This window comes from Lapidilactobacillus salsurivasis, from assembly GCF_054785215.1.
Genome location: NZ_BAAABI010000014.1, coordinates 38,586 through 56,413, shown reverse-complemented (window position 1 = coordinate 56,413; position 17,828 = coordinate 38,586). Strand labels below are relative to the sequence as shown.

Sequence of the window (17,828 nt, the reverse complement as noted above, 5' to 3'; positions counted from 1 at the left end):
CGACCTGGGTAGCTCCTGAGCATTAGCCTAGCAACTATTTTGGAGGCCGGTCTATGCCTCCAGAATAGTTGCGTAGCTAAGCGGAAGAAGCTAGGTCGGCGAACACGTTTCAACGCCACGCTCCGCTTCAGCCGCTCAACGTTTTAACAGCCGTTTGAGCACTCCCGCCGACTGGTAAGCTATGGTCAATTAATGGGGAACCACGCAGTTGACGACCGTGGTTAGTGGTCACAAGCTTTAAGTTGGTGACACCAGCATAGTTTGTCTGATGAACTAAGGCAAGTTCTTGATGAATCGGCTGAATCGGTCGGTTGCCAACCTAAACCCACTTAGGTGCGTGAGATAAAATTGGCGGCACTATCCGAAATGTGCCGACCTACTAATCCAAATCCGTTGACATTGCCGTACCACCAAAACAGTTGGCGATTGTTTGACCGCTCGCTTGCAAAATCACTTCGTCAAATCCTTCGCTTCAATTGCAGATAGGCGCAATTCTGCCTAGCAACCGCCTCAGGACGTGTGGCTCAGCGGTGAGATTATTCTTAGCGATTTATCGCTTAGAATAAGGCCTGATTTTGAGACAAGCCGCCGGGCTTGCGGATTGGCTCAAAACAGTGCCCACCGCGTTCCAGCCACGACAAACGTCCTGAGGCGGTTGCGTCCCCAACCAAACCCACCAGTTCTGCAATCAAGCGCGAAAACAAAAAAAGCCATTATTTTCCCGCCAGAAAATAATGACCCGCAAAAACCTCAATCTTCAGAATGACGCCAAAAATCATCAAAAACCGTGACCGGCAAATGCCGCTTGTGCTGCGTTTTCAAGAACCACTGCTCAATTTTCTCAGCAGCGGCAACCGGCACCTCGCGACCTTCGAGATAATCATCGATCTGATCATAGGTCACACCCAAGGCCACCTCATCAGGTAAAGCTGGCCGGTTCTCTTCCAAATCGGCGGTGGGGATTTTCTCATAAAGATGACGTGGCGCCTGCAAGTAGGCCAGCATTTGCTTGCCCTGCCGCTTATTCAGCCGATATAACGGCGTGACATCGGCGCCACCATCACCAAATTTGGTGTAGAAACCGGTAATGTTTTCCGCGGCGTGATCGGTGCCAACAACGACACCGGCATGGGCGCCGGCGATCGCATATTGCGCCAACATCCGTTGCCGCGCCTTGATATTACCCTTGTTGAAATCAGAAATCGTTTGGCCCGCCGTGGTTAATTCAACCAGCATCGCCTCGGTCGCCGGCTGAATATCGATTCGCACGACCTGATCCGCCTGCATCCACGCGATCGCCGCCATCGCGTCACTTTCGTCGGCCTGCACGCCAAACGGCAAACGCACCGCGTAGAATTGATAAGCCGCATCCCCGGTTTCCGCGCGCAATTCAGTGATGGCGATTTGCGCCAACTTGCCGGCCAAGGTGGAGTCTTGACCACCTGAAATACCTAAAACATAACTCTTCAAGAAAGGCTGTTCGCGCAAGTAATCTTTCAAAAACTCAACGGAACGGCGAATTTCAAACGCTGGATCGATCTCAGGTTCCGTCCGCTCGATCGCAATGATTTTCTTTTGTAGGGGCCGCATGCGCCCACTCCCTTTCTAACTTAACCTGCTTAACTTACTCAAGCTCCTTTAACCGGTCGCCCAGTCTACAGATGCTTCTGGTCACCCTGCGGATTCAAATTTTTGACCATTTGCCGCATCCGTTCGATGTGATTCATTTTATGATCGTAAAGCTTCTGGGATAAATCGACTGGATATTCCTGCGGGTTCAGATCCCGTTTATATTCTTCCCACAAGGAATCCAGATTCTTGCCCGTCCGCGCCTTGATCGTCTCCAAGCTAGGCAAATCGTAAACCAAATGACCGTCCACGAAAATATCTTTCAAAATCGGCACCGCGTCAAAATCGGCGATGGTTTTATTGATGTAAGTATATTTCGGATGGAACATGAATAATTCTTCATGAGCCAACGGACTTTCATCCCACAATGTAATGTAGTCGCCCTCGGACTTATCGTGCTTTTGCCGGTTCGTGATCCGCCACACCTGCTTCTTACCTGGTGTGCTGACCTTCTCGGCATTACTGGACAACTTGATCGTATCGACCATGTTTCCTTGCGTATCCTCGATGGAAACCAACTTGTAAACCGCGCCCAACGCTGGCTGATCAAAAGCGGTGATCACTTTGGTCCCCACGCCCCAAACGTCGATCTTAGCGCCTTGCATTTTCAAGTTCTGAATGGTTTTCTCATCTAAGTCGTTGGAGGCATAAATCTTCGCCGCGGTGAAGCCGGCCGCGTCCAATTGTTGGCGCACCCGCTTGGAAATATAAGCCATATCCCCCGAATCGATTCGCACGCCTAAAAAGTTGATTTGGTCGCCCATTTCTTTGGCAACCCGAATCGCGCTAGGAACACCGGATTTCAAGGTGTCATAAGTATCCACCAGAAAAACGCAATCATGATGAGTTTCAGCGTAAGTTTTGAAAGCTTGATAATCGTTTTGATAGACCTGAACCAGTGAATGCGCGTGCGTCCCGCTGATCGGGATCCCGAAAATTTTCCCGGCGCGGACATTGCTGGTCGCGTCAAAACCGCCGATATAGGCAGCCCGCGTGCCCCACAAGGCCGCGTCCATTTCCTGCGCTCGCCGAGTACCAAATTCCATGACCGGATCGCCATTGGCCGCCGACTTGACCCGAGCCGCTTTGGTCGCGACCAAAATCTGGAAGTTGATGATATTCAGCAACGCCGTTTCCACCAATTGGCACTGATCCAATGGGCCTTCCACTTGAATCACCGGTTCTTCATTGAAGACCAAATCGCCTTCCTGAGCGGAACGAATCGTGCATTCAAACTTCATGTCTTTCAGATAAGCCAAGTACGCCTCTGGAAAATTCGTTTGTTCGCGCAAATAGTCCAAATCCGTTTCTGAAAAACGGAAGCCTTGTAAGTAGCGGACCATGCGCTCCAGCCCGGCGAAAATCGCGTAGCCATTTTCAAACGGGATCTTGCGGAAATAGCCTTCAAAAACGGCGTGGCGCTTGTGGATGCCCTTCTTCCAATATGAATACATCATGTTGATTTCGTAGAAATCGGTATGGAGCATTAAGCTATCATCAGGATATGTTTTTTGCATTTCTGCACCTCGAAAATTGTTTATGGGTCTAATGATACCACATTTAAGTACAAATGGACTTTTAATCACTTTCCGCAGTTGCTTGGCCCGGCGTTTTAATCCTGACCGCGGCTTGCGCTACACGGCACTGGCCAGATGAAAGTATGTTGGCCGCAGCTTGCGCTGCGAAATTCGGGGTGAGCTCGCTGTGGGCGTCACTTTGAGCTTCGCAAAGTGCGCGAATCTCAAAGCTGAGCCTTATTCTAAGCGGCAAAGCCGCTAAGAATAACGACACGGCGATCTCACCCCGAATTTCTCCGCTCCAGCCGCTTAACGTTTTAACAGCCGTTTGAGCACTCACGCCATCTGGCAAGCTATCGCCAGTTGATGTGGAACCACGCAATTGACGACCGTGGTTAGTGGTTGCCAGTTTTGAATTGGTGACACCAGGACAGTCTACCTGATGAACAGCGGCAAGGTCTTGATGAATCAGCCGAATCGGTCGGTTTTCAACCAAGGATTGTCTAGTAAGTAGATAAAGACGTCCAACCAAAGCAAAATATCCCAACCTCCTAATCCAAATCCGTTGGCATTGCTGTACCACCTCAAAAACGGCGATTGGTTGACCTCTGGCTCGCAAAAGTACTTCGTCGAATCCTTAGCTTCAATTGCAGATAAGCTCGATTCTGTTCAGCAACCGGCTGGGACTGCGCGGCTCAGTGGTGAAATTGTCCTTGGCGGCTTTGCCGCTTAGGACAAGGCTCGATTTGAAGACAATTCCCGCTTTTGGAATTGGCTTCAAACGATGCCCACCACGTTCCAGTCCGCAACAGCAGTCCCAGCCGGTTGCGCTTACGCGCAACACCCACCCACACCTGCAATCAAATACAGGTTCAAAAATAGGAACCAATCATTTCCAAGCAATTCAAACCGATGCCCAGCAACCAACAAAATCAGCGCTGCTCACGGGCAACCCGTTTGACGACGCGCAAGAACTTCGGCAAGACCAGCATCCGGCGCCAGCGCGAAGGTTCTTTCAATAAACGGTAGAACCATTCCAAATGTAAATTTTGCATCCACTGAGGCGCTCGCTTGCTCTTGCCGGAGAAGACATCAAAGCTCCCTCCAATGCCCATCAAATAGGCAGCTGGTAAACTTTGCTTCAATTCAACGAGAAATCGTTCTTGTTTTTTGGCACCGAGGCCGGCGAAGACCATTTGTGGTGCGGCGGCGATAATGTCGGCTTGAACGGCGGCAGTGTCGGTGAAGTAACCATTGCGGCACCCAACCAGCTCAATGTTGGGGAAATCAGCTCGCAAACGCTTTTGGGCTTGTTGGATCACGTCTGCCTGCGCGCCAATCAAATAGACACGGTAATGTTGCTGGTTAGCTAACGTTAGCAGGGCCATAAATAAATCAAACCCCGTGACCCGTTCTTTCAACGGTGTTCCCAGGATCTGGGCGCCTTTGACCACACCGATCCCGTCGGCGGTAATGAAGTCAGCCTGCGCTAAATAGCCTTGAAACTCAGCATCGTCGCGGGCGGCCATGACGATTTCCGGGTTGGCTGTGACCACGAAAGTTCCTTGTTGCTGGGCTAGCCGTTGGGCAAAGAGCGCCATAAATTCAGTTTGGGTATAGTTATCAAATCCAACCCCTAATACATCGACTTTTGTCACTTTTTCATCCTCCATTTACGCTGAATCAACGCGCGCGCCGCTTCGCCACGAACTGGTGGACGCGGCCAGTCAGGTCTTTGATCATCTGATCTTTCAAAACAATCAGCAGAAGCAGATAAACAAGACTGCCCATGATCGTTTGTAACACCAAGTTAACAAATAGCGAGCCCCAATTGATCGGTACGAGCAGCCCCAGCGCCAGCGTCACCCCGGCCGCCAACAAGGGGCGCCATTGGTTTTGGAAAACTTGACGCAAAGGGAGCTCCCGGCGAATCAGCCAGATGCGCAAGAAACAGACCAAGCCCTCGGTGGCCACGATCGTCAGCGCCCCACCGATTGCTTTCAGGTTAGGGACCAACAAGAGGTTCAACGTCACGGAGAAAATCGCGCCGGCATAATAAGGAATCGAGAACTCGCGATAAAGTCCGCGGGACAAGGTGTACTGATTGGCGTAAACACCGCCGTAACTGACGAGGACAATGATCAAGCTGGTGATCAACATCACGGGGCCCATGGGTTCGTACTTGCTTCCCCAATACCAAACAACGAATTTATTGGCATTGATCATAAACATGATGGTGAAATACAAGCTGATGACCAAAGTATAATCCAGAACTGTTTTAAGCAGCTTGACGACCTGTTGCTGCCCGTTTTTCTGGAGTAACATTTGGGCCATCTTGGGCATCAGAATCGTGCTGATCGAGCCGACCATGGTGATGATCGCCCGGGAAAGCTGTTGCGACTGGGAATAGAAGGCCAGCTGGGTGCTGCTGGTCAACCACTTCATGATCGTTTGATCGAAACTAACGTAAAATTGGACCGCGATCGAAGGTAAGACAATCTTCAGCGCGTCGAAAAAGTACTGGCGTTGAAAGCCGAAATCGACTTTGGTCAGCTTGCGGCCCAATTGCTTGCGCATGCCAAACCAGAAGACGATATTGGCCAAATAAGTGATGGAATTGATCAACAAGTATTTCCATAGATCATCCGTGCTATGAACAAAAATAAAAATGCTGGCGAAAATTGCCAATTTAATGATCGAATTTCGGGTGACCACGGTTTTGATTTGACCTAAACCGATGTAAAACCAAGAAATATCCAGCACATAGCCAATCAGAAAGGGGATTTCCAGCAAAAAGAAGAACTTATAATCTAAGAAAAAGAACACGGCAACCAAGTAAACCAGGATAGTGGCTAACCCCACCATCAATTGGATTTGCCACAACCGGGCAAACCGTTGCGGTAAGTCCTTCTCTTCGGTCTGGGCGATCACTTTGGCGCCATATTGGTTCATCCCAAACAGAATGATCACACTGAGGAATACCGGAATCGAATTGACGTATGCGTTGATCCCCAAGGATTTCTGACTCAGGGTCCGCGCCAAATACGGCACGGAGAACAGCGGTAGCACTAAGATCAGCAGCTGGTACAACCCGTTATAAACAATGTTAACAAAAGTTTTGCGCACGTTTGATTCCTCCTGTGCCTATGATTGAATGTGCTTAGGTTGGCGCGCGGAGGCTGGCGGTGGCGTCATGTAATCCCCGTACATCCGCGTGAGGATCGCGTCGTAGCCTTGGGCAATCGGAAAGTCTTCCTGTTCAAAAACAGCCGGCACCGCCGCCGCAACCTCATCGCGGCGATACATCTCCCGATCCCACGCGTAGGGACTGCCAAAGTTATAAAATAAATAACCGTGACGCAACCCGGCAAACTTCGCGATATCGTGGCAATAACGCGCCGCTAATTGTGTTGGCGTGTGCCGGGCGGCCTGGCGCACGGACCAGCGGCGGAACGGTCCCAAGTGGTTGCCAGTCGCTTCATCGCCGCGAGCAATGTCTAACGCGACTTGATCCAGCCGAACTTGCAACTGATGGACCCGCCGCAGCGGTTTCCAAGCAAATGTCTTATCCAGCGGGAAAATGTCGATGAAAGCGCCGCGCAAGCCGGTCCCCGCATCCACATTATCTGCCAAGGGGCCCCGCTGATCCAAGACTTTATAGGTAGGAAAGTAATAATCTGGTTCTTGGCCGGGAATGACCAGATGATACGGTCGCGCCAAGGGTGACGCGGCGAACGCGGCGACAAAGGCGGGGATCTGTTCCCGTTTGATGCCCACATCGATATCATCATCCCACGGAATCATGCCTTGATGCCGCACCGCACCAATAGCTGAACCCCCGATCAAGAAAAATTGGATCTCCGCGGCCTCAAGAATTTTCTTCAAATCTTGACACATTGCGATCAACGCTTGGTGATTATCTGGTTCCATCTGTTTCCCCTTGCCTTCGATTTAACGAATCATTATATTGCGGATGTTATTTTGATATACTATACTTAGAACTGATTGTTGGTCGCCGGCACTATTGGTGGCAACCATGTACCTACTATTTTAGCATAACTTGAACGTAACTAAATAGGGCAAATATACAATCAAAATAACGGGCAAGACCGCTTGGGTCCTTTCCTTAATTAGCGTTGGAGGTTCCACGTTTGGATTCGAAATTTAAAACATATTTAAAGAAAAGTATCTTACTCTTTGTGATCTTACAGCCATTTCTAGATATTTTCTGGCTCTATCAACCACCGATCGCCGATTTCTTAGGGATGTCGCCGGCAACGATCATTCGTTTGTTATTCATCGCCGCAATCGGGATTTTATATTTGATTGCCAGTTCGAACAAGAAGACCAACCTCTTTTTGGCTGGTTACGGCGTTTTACTGATTGTTTACTTCGTCTTTCATCAAATGAACGCTAGCAAATTCACGTCCTACTCGCCCACCAATTTCGCTTATTCCACGATGGGCGAGCTCTTCTATCTTGTCCGGATGGTCATTCCTATTTTCTTGATCATCGTGACCGAACAAACTACTTTCTCCAACTCCCAAATCGAACGCGTTGTCGACTGGCTGGTTGGTTTGGTTGCCGGTTCGATCGTGGTGAGCAACTTACTGGTCATCAGTTTGGGTTCTTACCTGCATCAATGGGGCAAAGGCAATCTGATCCAACAATACTCACACCAGAGGATCACCGGCAACATTTTCATGTGGTTTGTGCCCAATCAAAGCGCGGGCACTTACTATGGCCTAGCTTCGAAAGGCTTCTTCAATCATGCCAACACAACCGGTGTGGTTCTGGCCATGTTGACGCCGCTGATCTGCTACTACTTGGTCAAGAAACTCAACGCTAAGAACATTATTTTGGTGACCGTCCAGATTCTGGCTTGTTTCGAGATCGGCACAAAAGTCGCAGCTTATGGCGCCTTAGCCACGGTTTTCATCTATTTGGGCTTGTATTTATTCTTCGCGCTGGCCAAACACGAACTGCACTTCAATTGGAAAGTTCTCATGGTCTTGGGCATCTTCTTGGTGGGCAGCCTGGGTCTGCGCCAATTTGCGCCAGGAGTCAACCGCCAATTCTCCGAAGAAGAGGTGGTCGAGCAACGCAAGGAACAGAAGAAAGAGAAGAAAATCAACTGGAAGAAAGAACTGAAGCGCTTAGAAACCGCCTCTAAGAAAGAAAAAGTTGCCTTTATCACCAAGCACAAAGATAGTTTGGCGGTTACTTCAGACTTTGTTTTCAAATATTATCCGGTCAAATATGATCCGGATTTCTGGTTGGATGTTTTCAGTTGGCCAATCAGCCAGCAGATGAACTATCGTCTGTTGCACAAGTCGATCTGGGCGCATGTCAGTGCCATCAACAATAATCCTAAGGACAAGTGGTTGGGCTTTGGTTACACCCGTTTGAGCAACCTGGGGCTGATCGAGACCGATTTCGTCTCCCATTTCTATTCATTAGGGATTTTGGGCATGTTGCTTCTGGTTGTCCCTTACGTTGGCTGTCTCCTTTACGCGATCATTTACATGCTGTTCCATTTCAAGCGCACGGTCACCTTGTTCAATACCAGTCTGGTCTTGAGCATCGCCCTGTGCCTGGGTGCCTCGCTCGTTTCAGGGTATGTGATGGATTATCTGACTGCCACGATTATTCTATCCTTCTTGGTGGGGTTGCTCTTCAATCGCATCAAGCCCACCAAGCCTAAGGTGATCTACTATGCCACAAATTAGCGTTGTCATGGCTGTTTACAATGAACAGCCCCGGGAATTACACGCGGCTCTTGATTCGATTCGCCAGCAAACTTTCCCAGATTTCGAACTGATCGTGATTCTGGATAATCCGACCAACACGACCTTGAAACAGTTGCTGGTGACTACGCAACAAGCAGAACCGCGACTTCGTTTATTGATCAATCCTCATAATTTAGGTCTGGCCCCTAGCCTGCAAAAGGGGTGCGCACAGGCCCAAGGGACTTGGATCGCGCGCATGGACGCCGATGACATTGCCCTGCCCGACCGTTTGGCGACCCAGCTTCAAGCAATCCAAGCCCAGGACTTGGATGTGCTATCGGGAAATGCCGCGTTGATCGATGAAACGGACCAAGTGATCGGTCAACACGCACCGATTCCTGCCACAGCCGCGCAACAAGCGCAACTTCTGCCCCTGGCCTCGACTTTGATCCACCCAGCGGTCCTGATGAAACGAGCCAGTTATCTTGCCGTGGGCGGCTATCAGAATATTCCCACTTCGGAAGATTACGAATTGTGGTTGCGTTTCTTGAGTCACGGCTATCGCCTGGGCGCCTTGAATCAGAACGTGCTCCACTATCGAATTCGTCCCAATAGCATGACTCAAGGAGATTTCTACAAAATTTTCCTAACCAGTCAGTTTCTCCGGCAACGCTACCGCCTGGATCCCCGGCAGTTCCAACAGCCGTTCGATCGGGCTGCCTTAGATGCCTACTATCAAGCGCACCATTTGGACGATCAGCAGCTCAAGGCCCGCTTCCGCCAACGGACGCAACGATTGAGCCAGACACTGCAACGTCTACCCCGCGCCAATCCGGTGCACCTGAGTCAAGTGGCTTGGTATTATCTAACTGACCCAGAGATCCGCCAATACGCGCAACACTCCCTGCGCGTCAAGAAACTGGTCAAATCCTTTGGGCCCCTGACCTGATTTGAATGAGAATCAAGAATTGTTGAGACTGATCAAGCTTGATCGGTCTTATTTTTTAGAGAAGAGGTTGCTTTGCAATGACAACGAAACCGAAGATCCTGTTTGTCAACGCCGGTCTAGAAGATGGCGGTGGTTTGACCCATATCATTCTCCTGCTGACCAAACTGCGGTCGCTGGGCTACCAAGCAGACCTGCTGGTTTTCAGTGACGGTCCAGTGGCGGCAGCGGCCCGCCAAGCGAACATTCCCGTCCAATCCTTAGCCAGCACCGGGCGACTAGACCTACACTTGAAAAATCGCCTGTACCAGGCAATCCAGCAAGGTGGCTACACCATCGTTCATACCCACGGACCACGAGCGAATTTGTACGCCTCACTACTGGCCAAGCGGCTTAAGCGTGCGCAAATCACTTGGGCGATCACGGTCCACAGCGACCCTTATCTGGACTTCATGAATCGCGGTCTTGCCGGCAAATTGTTCACCACGCTGAACCTCCACGCCTTGAAAAAGGCCCCGGGCATCTTCGCTGTTTCTGATCGATTCACCCAGATCATCCATGACCGCGTCGGTGTTCCCACCACGCGGATCCAAACCATTTACAATGGTCTGGATTTCCGGCCGACCACTACTTTTGCGACCCAACCCCACCAAACCTTCAATTTGATCGACGTGGCCCGACTGACCCCGGTCAAGGACCATGCCCTCTTGCTGAACGCGTTTAAGGCGGCCCAATTAGAGAACGCCCATCTCTACGTGGTTGGTGATGGTGAATTGCGCGCCACGATCACGCAGCAAATCCAGGACTTGGGATTGAGCCAGCAAGTGACCTTGACCGGTTTTTACGACCATCAAGAACTGGATCACCTTTACCAGCGCATGGATCTGGCTGTCCTCTCCTCCCGATCAGAAAGTTTCCCCTTGGTCATTTTAGAGGCAGCCGAGCATAGTCTGCCCGTTCTAACCACCGCCGTTGGTGATGTTGCCAAAATGGTCACTCCAGAACAAACTGGTTGGATCGTCCCGGTGGGTGATGTGGCGGCTTTCAGCACGAAATTGCAACTGGCGGCGCAGAAATTTGCTGACGGTGAGCTGGCTGTGATGGGGGCGGCAATGCGGCGAGATGCCAGTGCGCATTTTTCCCTCGATCGGCAAGCTCAGCAGGTTCTTCAGGGTTATCATAATTTCCAGCAACACGTCTGAGCGGCACTCGCCAGATAACAGTAGATTGGCCGCGGCTTGCGCTGCGAAATTCGGGGTGAGCTCGCTGTGGGCGCTGTTTTGAGCCAATCCGCAAAGTGCGCGGCTTGTCTCAAAATCAGGCCTTGGTCTAAGTGGCAGAGCCACTAAGACCAATTTCACGGCGATCTCACCCCGAATTTCTCCGCTCCAGCCGCTCAACGTTTTAACAGACGTTTGAGCGCTCACGCCGACTGATAAGCTATCGTCAATTGATGGGGAACCACGCAGTTGACGGCTGTGGTTAGTGGTCACAATCCTTGAATTGGCGACACCAGCGCAGTCTGTCTGATGAACTGGGTCAAGTTCTGGATGGATCAGCCGAATCAGTTGGTTTCCATCCATGAATTATGACGAAAACACGCAGAGATGTTCGACCTACACAAAATGGTCCCGACCTTCTAATCCAAATCCGTTGGTATTGCCGTACCACCCAACAAAAGTAGGATGGCCGCGGCTTGCGCTGCAAAATTCGGGGTGAGCTCGCTGTGGGCGCTGTTTTGAGCCAATCCGCAAAGTGCGCGGCTTGTCTCAAAATCAGGCCTTGGTCTAAGTGGCAGAGCCACTAAGACCAATTTCACGGCGATCTCACCCCGAATTTCTCCGCTCCAGCCGCTCAACGTTATAACAACCGTTTGAGCAATCACGCCATTTTGCAAGCTATTGTCAATTGATTGGGAACCACGCAATTGACGGCCGTGGTTAGTGGTTACCAGCTTTAAGTTGGTGACACCAGTACAGCCGGTCTGATGAACTGGGGCAAGTTCTCAGTGAAGCAACTGAATCGGTCGGTTTTCAACCAAAGATTGTTGAGTGAGCAGGTAAAGATGTTCAACCAAAGCAAACTGTACCAACCTACTGATCCGCATCCGTTGACATTGTCGTACCACCACAAAAGGGCGATTGGTTGACCGCTCGCTTGCAAAAGCACTTCGTCAGATTCATCGACTCGATTGCAGATAGGCTCAATTCTGCCTAGCAACCGGCTGGGACTGCGCGGCTCTATCCAGAGTGAGAGCCGACCTGGTCAGCTTCTGAGCATTAGCCTAGCAACTATTTTGGAGGCCGGTTTGTGCCTCCGGAATAGTTGCGTAGCTAAGCGGAAGAAGCTAGGTCGGCGAACACGTTTCAGTGGTGAAATTGTCCTTGGCGGCTTTGCCGCTTAGGACAAGGCTCGATTTGAAGACAAGCCGCTGGGCTTGCGGATTGGCTTCAAACGATGCCCACCACGTTCCAGTCCGCATCAGCAGTCCCAGCCGGTTGCGCTTACGCGCCACACCCACCCATACCTGCAATTATGCGAAAAACCAAAAGCAGGAACTGGTCGTTCCTAGTCGATCCAAAAAAGCAGCTAACCGTGAATAGTAATTCACGTTAGCTGCTTTTTGAATGATCCGAACTAGAATTTGTCCAGTACGTTTAGATCGTATTTTCTGATTGTATCTTGAACACTGGTAACATATTTGGAAGCAGTTGCCCACTTGGTCAACCCTTCGGCTGCCGCGATGCCATCGGCGGCATTGATCCGGAAAGTGCCAGTGTAGTATGAACTGTTGGCGATTTTCGCACCGTAGTCCGCAACTGATTCGCTTAAGCTGTTGTACTTCCGGAAGTTCGCGGTGGTATCAGTCATCTCACCATCGACTTCTTCTTGGGTCTTCGCGTTGAAAACAGCGCCGGTCCAATTCTTGTCGGCCTTGATGCCAAAGTAGTTATTGGCCTTTTGTGCCAAGACGCTTGTGCCCCAGCCTGTTTCGATCGCGGCCTGCGCCACGATCACAGATGGATACAACCCACGTTTAGCGGCGACGGTAATGGCTTCATTACTGACCTGCGCCAAGAATGAACGTTGAGCGGCGGAAAGTTTGCTGACATCCATCCCCGCGTAATTGTTCTCTGCGGAAACATGGGCAGCGATAAAGTTCCGGGCATTGGCGTAGAACCAGTACTTGCCATCAAGTGAGTAATGGTACCATGTTTCCCCATTAGCCAAGGTCAACTGTTGGTTCACAGTGGCCATCTTGTTGTTGTATGAGGATAAGGCGGAATTCTTATGGTTACCAGCAACGCCGGCCGGTTTGTAGTCATAAGCGTAATCGCCACTGACTGCGGTGATCTGCATGGTCAACCGGACGTTCTTCGAATCAGAGATCGAAGTGCCCGTGAAACCAGTTGCTAAGGCATAGAACCAGTACTTGTTATTGACCGAATAGTGATACCAAACCTCACCATTGGATAATTCGACGACTTGGTTGATTTTAGCAGTTTTACCATTGAACGCCTTTAAATTAGAATTCTTCCGCGCTTTAGCGGTGCCACCTGGTGCATTGTCATAAATGACCTCGCCATTATCGGCTTGGATCGACTTCGATAAGTTCGCCGAGGTGGTGGACTTGATTGTTGGCAACGTCTTAAAGTTCTCGGCCTTAGCAAAGAAGTAGTACTTCTTATCTAGGGAATAGCGAACCCAAGCTTCACCATTGGATAGCGTGATTTCTTGATCGACGTAAGCAGTCTTCCCATTGAAATGGCTCAACGCAGCATTGCGGCGATACTTAGCCGTGCCTGCCGGGCCGAAATCGTAAGCATAAGCAGAGTTGATTGCCTGAATCGTTCGAGCAACTGGGGTACCCAGTTTCTTCGTGGTACTCGTCAGCACAACATCGCTGAAACTACGAGAATTGCCATAGAACCAATATTTACCATTAACAGAATAATGGTACCAAACTTCACCATTGGATAACGTCAATTTCTGATCGATGGTCGCGCTCTTGCCTTCAAAAGCAGTCAGTGCCGCATTCTTATGGGCCTTAGCGACACCTGCAGGCGCATAGTCGTAGGCGTTATCGCCGGAAACGGCTTTGATCCGCATCGTCGCGCTGAATTTATCGGTCTTTTTGATGGTGACATTGGCCGTTGCTGGCTTGTCATCGCTGTCAGCATCCTTGACCCCGGCAAAATCGGTACTCTTCGCATAGAACCAGTACTTGCCATTGGTTGAATAATGGTACCAAACATCGCCATTATCCAAAGTCAGGCTCTGGTCGATCTGAGCGGACTTGCCATTATAGCCTTGGAGCTTACTATTGTAGCGGCTACCCGTGGTATTTGCTGGGCCGATATCATAGATGCCTGAGGCTGCATTGGCTGCGGAAACCGTTCCCGCTAGGCTAACGCTCTTATTGGAAACAATATTTCGAATCAGGGCATCATCGTTCTTGAACCCACTAGCCAGCGCATAGAAGAAATTCGTGCCATCGGTTGAATAACGATACCAGGTCTTGCCATCTTTGGTGATCAGGCGTTGATCGATCGTGACTGTCTTGCCATTGTAGCTGGACAACCGCGAATTGTAGCGTGACTTGTAGGTGCCATTAGGACCGTAATCATAGACATACTCATTGTTCTGAGCATTGATCGTCCCCGTCGTTTCATACTTCTCTTGTTGCGCAAAATCGTAGCCATAGTAATATTCAACTAATGCCAAAAAGTCAGGCATGCTGTAGCCCCAACGTGATAAATATTCGTCAGGATCACTATGGTTCGTCCCGCCAAGCATATTGGTTATATCACCATGTCCCCAAATGGTCCCACTATTACCGCTGACCCGCGCTAATGATGGTTTCAAGCCATATTGATGTAGTAAATATGCTGTATACCAAGCAGAATAGCTGGTTGTCTTGATGAAGTCAGCTTCTGTATTGGCTGTCACCATTTCAAACTGGGCGAAGCGGGCATTCCCGACCCCACCAGCACCCCAGCAAAGATAATCTGTTGGCGCGATGTTCAAAATCATGCTGGAATCAATAAAGGTGTGCACGAATACATAGTTTTTATCGATCATGCTTACCATATAGTCAGCTTCGCGCCGAGCACTAAAGTTATTTTCATTGGCGGTCCAATGAACCACGACCCCGTTAGGTTTCCCTGTTGACGTTGAATAATCATTCTTAGGGAAAACTGAATGCGACTCGATCGTGATCTTCGGCATGGTGTAATTGCCGTTGATGATCACATTATTCAGCGCCCGCCCCGTTGACGTCTGCGTCGTTGGCAAATCTTTGGCTGTTTCCTTCAACACGCCGGAACTCAACGCGTTACTGTTCAAAGCAACGACCCCACTACCCGAATTAGTGCTTGTTGCGGCCGTGGATTGTCCCGTCGGTAACATTTGGACTGCCAAAAGCGCAGCAAATCCAGTCAGATAAATCGTCCAATTCTTCTTCAAAAGCGAATTCCTCCACATAGTAATCATTACATTCATTCAGCATAACATGGAACTGCGCCTGATGAAATTTCTTTTTGATAACATTTTTGCTACGTTATTCACTAGCCATATCACGACTAGAGCCAAGATTGGTGTAGGTAAAAACAGCCCCGCTGGCCCCGTAAAGTGACCGCTAGGATGTCGGCGAAGTAGCTCTCATTTTATACAGCAACTTTATTAGAGGGCAACCCTGACAACTGACGACATAAAAAAAGCTTGCTTGCCAGCCGCAAACGACAATCAAGCTTATTTCTTAAAACATCTCTGTAGCTGTGTAACCGTGCCCGAACCGGTCCTCGTCTGAACATACGCTCTGTCAGCACAAGAACAACCAGGTTGACATCAGCGTTCCAAGAAGAATTCGAAGCGTTGACCAGCATATTGGGTGCGAACATACTCGAACGGTCGACCATCACTTAAATAAGTGATCTGACGCAGGCGCAAGATCGCGTCGCCGCGCTTCAGGTTCAAATAATCAGCGATACTTTCCGAAGCCAAGGTCGCGGTGATCGTCTGCTTGGCTTGGCCGATAATGTAACCACCCTTTTGCTCCATGGTTGCATAGAAGGACTCAGTGACCTCCGCCCGACTAAAATTCTTAACCATGTCGGCGGGGATCGTCGCAACCTCGAAACAAATCGGCAAACTGTCAGCTAACCGGATCCGCTCCATCCGAACGACCTTGTCATTTTCACCCAAGCTAAGCCGTTCCTGCTCGCTCAAAGAGGGGCTGACGGTTCGATAGGAGATGGTTTGGCTGGATGGAAACTTGCCTTGCGACCGCATCAGTTCCGTGAAACTGGTGGTTCCGGACATTTTCTCTTGGACCTTTTGCCGCGCGACAAAAGTGCCCGCGCCCACGCGACGTTCCAAGATGCCTTCTTCGACCAGCGTTTGTAAGGCTTGGCGCAAAGTCATCCGGCTAACTTGAAATTGAACGGAAAGCGCCCGCTCCGAAGGGATCCGGTCGCCAACTTTCCAAATCCCCGACTCGATATCTCTTTTTAATTGGTTGTGAATCTTAATATAGACTGGAGAATCCACTGAGGCCACCTCGATCTTCTATTCAGGATGATATTCAGTGCCGTAACTGTAAGTTGCTTGCAAGTCTAGATTTTGATCGAGGAGGTTCAAGTCAGCGTCGCGACCTGCTGCCAACAAGCCTTTAGAATCCAAGTGGAATTCCTCGGCTTGATTGACACTACTCATCAAAACAGCTTCATACATGGAGCAACCGGTAAAGCGTTGAATATTCTTGAATGCGTCAATAAACTGCAAAACAGAACCAGCCAAGGTGCCGTCAGCCAAACGTGCTTGCTTGTCTTTAACGAAAACCTTCTGGCCACCTAATTCGCTTTCACCTTCTGGCATGCCTTTGGAACGCATGGAGTCGGTGACTAGTTCGATCCGTTCAGGACCTTTTTGATCGAAAGCTAAGCGAATCATGTCCGGAACAATGTGGAACCCATCGCAAATCAATTCTGCGCGCATGTTATCTTCCAGCATCGCGTGTCCAGTCACCCCTGGTTGGCGATGTTTGAATTCCCGTTGCGCGTTGTACAAATGCGTCACGTGGGTCGCTTTGCTATTCAGCAATTGTTCCCGGGTCGCGTTACTATGACCAACTGATGGCACGATGCCATTAGCCAAGCAGTAATCTTCAAAGGCCGCCGCGCCCTCATCTTCTGGCGCGTAAGTGATCAATTTGACCAACCCGCCAGACAGTTCGTTCCATTCGCCTAACAATTCAGTGTTTGGATCTTTGATATATTGTTCTGGTTGCGCGCCTTTGTAAATCGCGGAAATAAACGGACCTTCCAAATGCACACCCTGAATGATCGGGTTCTTCGCCGCCGCCGCTTTGACACCGCGCATAGCGTGAGCGATATTATCATTGGATTGGGTCATGGTGGTCGCGAACAAAGTGGTGACCCCTTCATTGCGCATCATTTTCGTAGCCATGGTGTCGATTTGTTCAGGATCACCATCCATCGCGTCGTATCCGTAGCCGCCATGGGCATGAACGTCAATGAATCCCGGCACGATCGTCAAACCTTGAACATTCTTGACCTCATCGCCGGCTTGCGCCACATATTCGTAAACGGGACCGACTGCTAAGATCTGTTGATCGAAGCGAATGTAGCCATCATCGATGACTTGATCCCCTGTATAGATTTTTGCATGCTTTAAGACTTTTGCACCCATAAAGACATCTCCTTATTATTCTATCCATCCTTCAGTATAGGTGGTATAGACCAAAAAAGCAACCGTCTTCACCCTTTTTCTTACCTAACTTCTTGGGAAAAACAATCGCCCAACAATGAAAAGTCAAGAGAGAATCTCAGGGAAAACAGTTGCTCGCTGATGCCGATTTAAGGATGGAATCTTGGTACTGATCAAGCGATGCGGGTCAGTTGCGGCTTATTTCGCTACTTGATAAAATTGCTTCTTGTGTTTCAGCGTGTATTGCTTGCCAGCAGTAATATCGTATTGGATCAGTTG

Annotated in this window: 16 protein-coding genes; 4 read left to right on the top strand and 12 right to left on the bottom strand. The window is 49.8% G+C overall.

Annotated features, from left to right (window positions below; translation table 11 throughout):
• The first annotated feature begins 517 nt into the window (after nt 1-517).
• Nucleotides 518-766, top strand: a complete 249-nt coding sequence (locus ACYVSB_RS12160; RefSeq protein WP_461219593.1) for a hypothetical protein — start codon at nt 518-520, stop codon at nt 764-766.
• Here the strand turns inward: ACYVSB_RS12160 and nadE are convergent.
• The 7 genes from nadE to ACYVSB_RS12125 all read right to left on the bottom strand — a co-directional run bounded on the left by nadE (nt 751) and on the right by ACYVSB_RS12125 (nt 7,076).
• Nucleotides 751-1,590: an ammonia-dependent NAD(+) synthetase gene (gene nadE / locus ACYVSB_RS12155; RefSeq protein WP_461219592.1), complete on the bottom strand. Its 840-nt coding sequence runs from the start codon at nt 1,588-1,590 to the stop codon at nt 751-753. The genes ACYVSB_RS12160 and nadE overlap by 16 nt on opposite strands.
• Before the next feature lie 65 nt (nt 1,591-1,655).
• Nucleotides 1,656-3,146, bottom strand: a complete 1,491-nt coding sequence (locus tag ACYVSB_RS12150; RefSeq protein WP_461219591.1) for a nicotinate phosphoribosyltransferase — start codon at nt 3,144-3,146, stop codon at nt 1,656-1,658.
• Nucleotides 3,147-3,207: 61 nt separating this feature from the next.
• Entirely contained in the window at nt 3,208-3,678 is a 471-nt protein-coding gene (locus tag ACYVSB_RS12145; protein WP_164511066.1) for a hypothetical protein, read from the bottom strand.
• A gap of 111 nt (nt 3,679-3,789) precedes the next feature.
• Entirely contained in the window at nt 3,790-3,927 is a 138-nt protein-coding gene (locus tag ACYVSB_RS12140) for a hypothetical protein (protein ID WP_164511067.1), read from the bottom strand.
• 151 nt (nt 3,928-4,078) lie between these two features.
• Nucleotides 4,079-4,804: a WecB/TagA/CpsF family glycosyltransferase gene (locus ACYVSB_RS12135; protein ID WP_125596908.1), complete on the bottom strand. Its 726-nt coding sequence runs from the start codon at nt 4,802-4,804 to the stop codon at nt 4,079-4,081.
• Nucleotides 4,805-4,829: 25 nt separating this feature from the next.
• Nucleotides 4,830-6,272 (bottom strand): oligosaccharide flippase family protein, encoded by a 1,443-nt coding sequence (locus ACYVSB_RS12130; protein ID WP_461219590.1) that lies wholly within the window; start codon nt 6,270-6,272, stop codon nt 4,830-4,832.
• Between the two features lie 18 nt (nt 6,273-6,290).
• Nucleotides 6,291-7,076 carry a LicD family protein gene (locus ACYVSB_RS12125; protein WP_461219589.1) on the bottom strand — a complete coding sequence of 262 codons (786 nt, stop codon included), beginning with the start codon at nt 7,074-7,076 and terminating at the stop codon, nt 6,291-6,293.
• Nucleotides 7,077-7,297: 221 nt separating this feature from the next.
• On the opposite strand from ACYVSB_RS12125, the gene ACYVSB_RS12120 reads away from it, so the two are divergent.
• The 3 genes from ACYVSB_RS12120 to ACYVSB_RS12110 all read left to right on the top strand — a co-directional run bounded on the left by ACYVSB_RS12120 (nt 7,298) and on the right by ACYVSB_RS12110 (nt 11,023).
• On the top strand, nt 7,298-8,875 hold the full coding sequence (locus ACYVSB_RS12120; protein ID WP_461219588.1) for an O-antigen ligase family protein: 1,578 nt from the start codon (nt 7,298-7,300) through the stop codon (nt 8,873-8,875).
• The gene (locus tag ACYVSB_RS12115) at nt 8,862-9,824 is read left to right on the top strand and encodes a glycosyltransferase (protein ID WP_461219587.1); all 963 of its coding nucleotides are present in this window, start codon (nt 8,862-8,864) and stop codon (nt 9,822-9,824) included. The genes ACYVSB_RS12120 and ACYVSB_RS12115 overlap by 14 nt, the downstream gene beginning before the upstream one ends.
• A 77-nt stretch (nt 9,825-9,901) precedes the next feature.
• A complete protein-coding gene (locus tag ACYVSB_RS12110; RefSeq protein WP_461219586.1) occupies nt 9,902-11,023 on the top strand; it encodes a glycosyltransferase family 4 protein in 1,122 nt (373 codons plus the stop codon).
• Between the two features lie 437 nt (nt 11,024-11,460).
• Here ACYVSB_RS12110 and ACYVSB_RS12105 read toward each other — a convergent pair whose 3' ends face one another.
• The 5 genes from ACYVSB_RS12105 to nagA form a co-directional block, all read right to left on the bottom strand.
• Complete coding sequence (locus ACYVSB_RS12105; RefSeq protein ID WP_379861033.1) at nt 11,461-11,748, bottom strand: hypothetical protein; 288 nt, start codon at nt 11,746-11,748, stop codon at nt 11,461-11,463.
• Between the two features lie 420 nt (nt 11,749-12,168).
• Nucleotides 12,169-12,342 carry a hypothetical protein gene (locus ACYVSB_RS12100; protein WP_461219585.1) on the bottom strand — a complete coding sequence of 58 codons (174 nt, stop codon included), beginning with the start codon at nt 12,340-12,342 and terminating at the stop codon, nt 12,169-12,171.
• A gap of 116 nt (nt 12,343-12,458) precedes the next feature.
• Nucleotides 12,459-15,287, bottom strand: a complete 2,829-nt coding sequence (locus ACYVSB_RS12095; protein ID WP_461219584.1) for a GW dipeptide domain-containing protein — start codon at nt 15,285-15,287, stop codon at nt 12,459-12,461.
• A 381-nt stretch (nt 15,288-15,668) separates the two neighbouring features.
• Nucleotides 15,669-16,370 carry a GntR family transcriptional regulator gene (locus ACYVSB_RS12090; RefSeq protein ID WP_461219583.1) on the bottom strand — a complete coding sequence of 234 codons (702 nt, stop codon included), beginning with the start codon at nt 16,368-16,370 and terminating at the stop codon, nt 15,669-15,671.
• An 18-nt stretch (nt 16,371-16,388) separates the two neighbouring features.
• Nucleotides 16,389-17,531, bottom strand: a complete 1,143-nt coding sequence (gene nagA / locus ACYVSB_RS12085; protein ID WP_125596937.1) for an N-acetylglucosamine-6-phosphate deacetylase — start codon at nt 17,529-17,531, stop codon at nt 16,389-16,391.
• Nucleotides 17,532-17,828: the final 297 nt, after the last annotated feature.

Coding starts and splice junctions, on each gene's coding strand:
- nadE (WP_461219592.1), bottom strand. CDS start 1,590: ATGCGGCCCCTACAAAAGAAAATCATTGCGATCGAGCGGACGGAACCT.
- ACYVSB_RS12150 (WP_461219591.1), bottom strand. CDS start 3,146: ATGCAAAAAACATATCCTGATGATAGCTTAATGCTCCATACCGATTTC.
- ACYVSB_RS12125 (WP_461219589.1), bottom strand. CDS start 7,076: ATGGAACCAGATAATCACCAAGCGTTGATCGCAATGTGTCAAGATTTG.
- ACYVSB_RS12115 (WP_461219587.1), top strand. CDS start 8,862: ATGCCACAAATTAGCGTTGTCATGGCTGTTTACAATGAACAGCCCCGG.
- ACYVSB_RS12110 (WP_461219586.1), top strand. CDS start 9,902: ATGACAACGAAACCGAAGATCCTGTTTGTCAACGCCGGTCTAGAAGAT.
- nagA (WP_125596937.1), bottom strand. CDS start 17,531: ATGGGTGCAAAAGTCTTAAAGCATGCAAAAATCTATACAGGGGATCAA.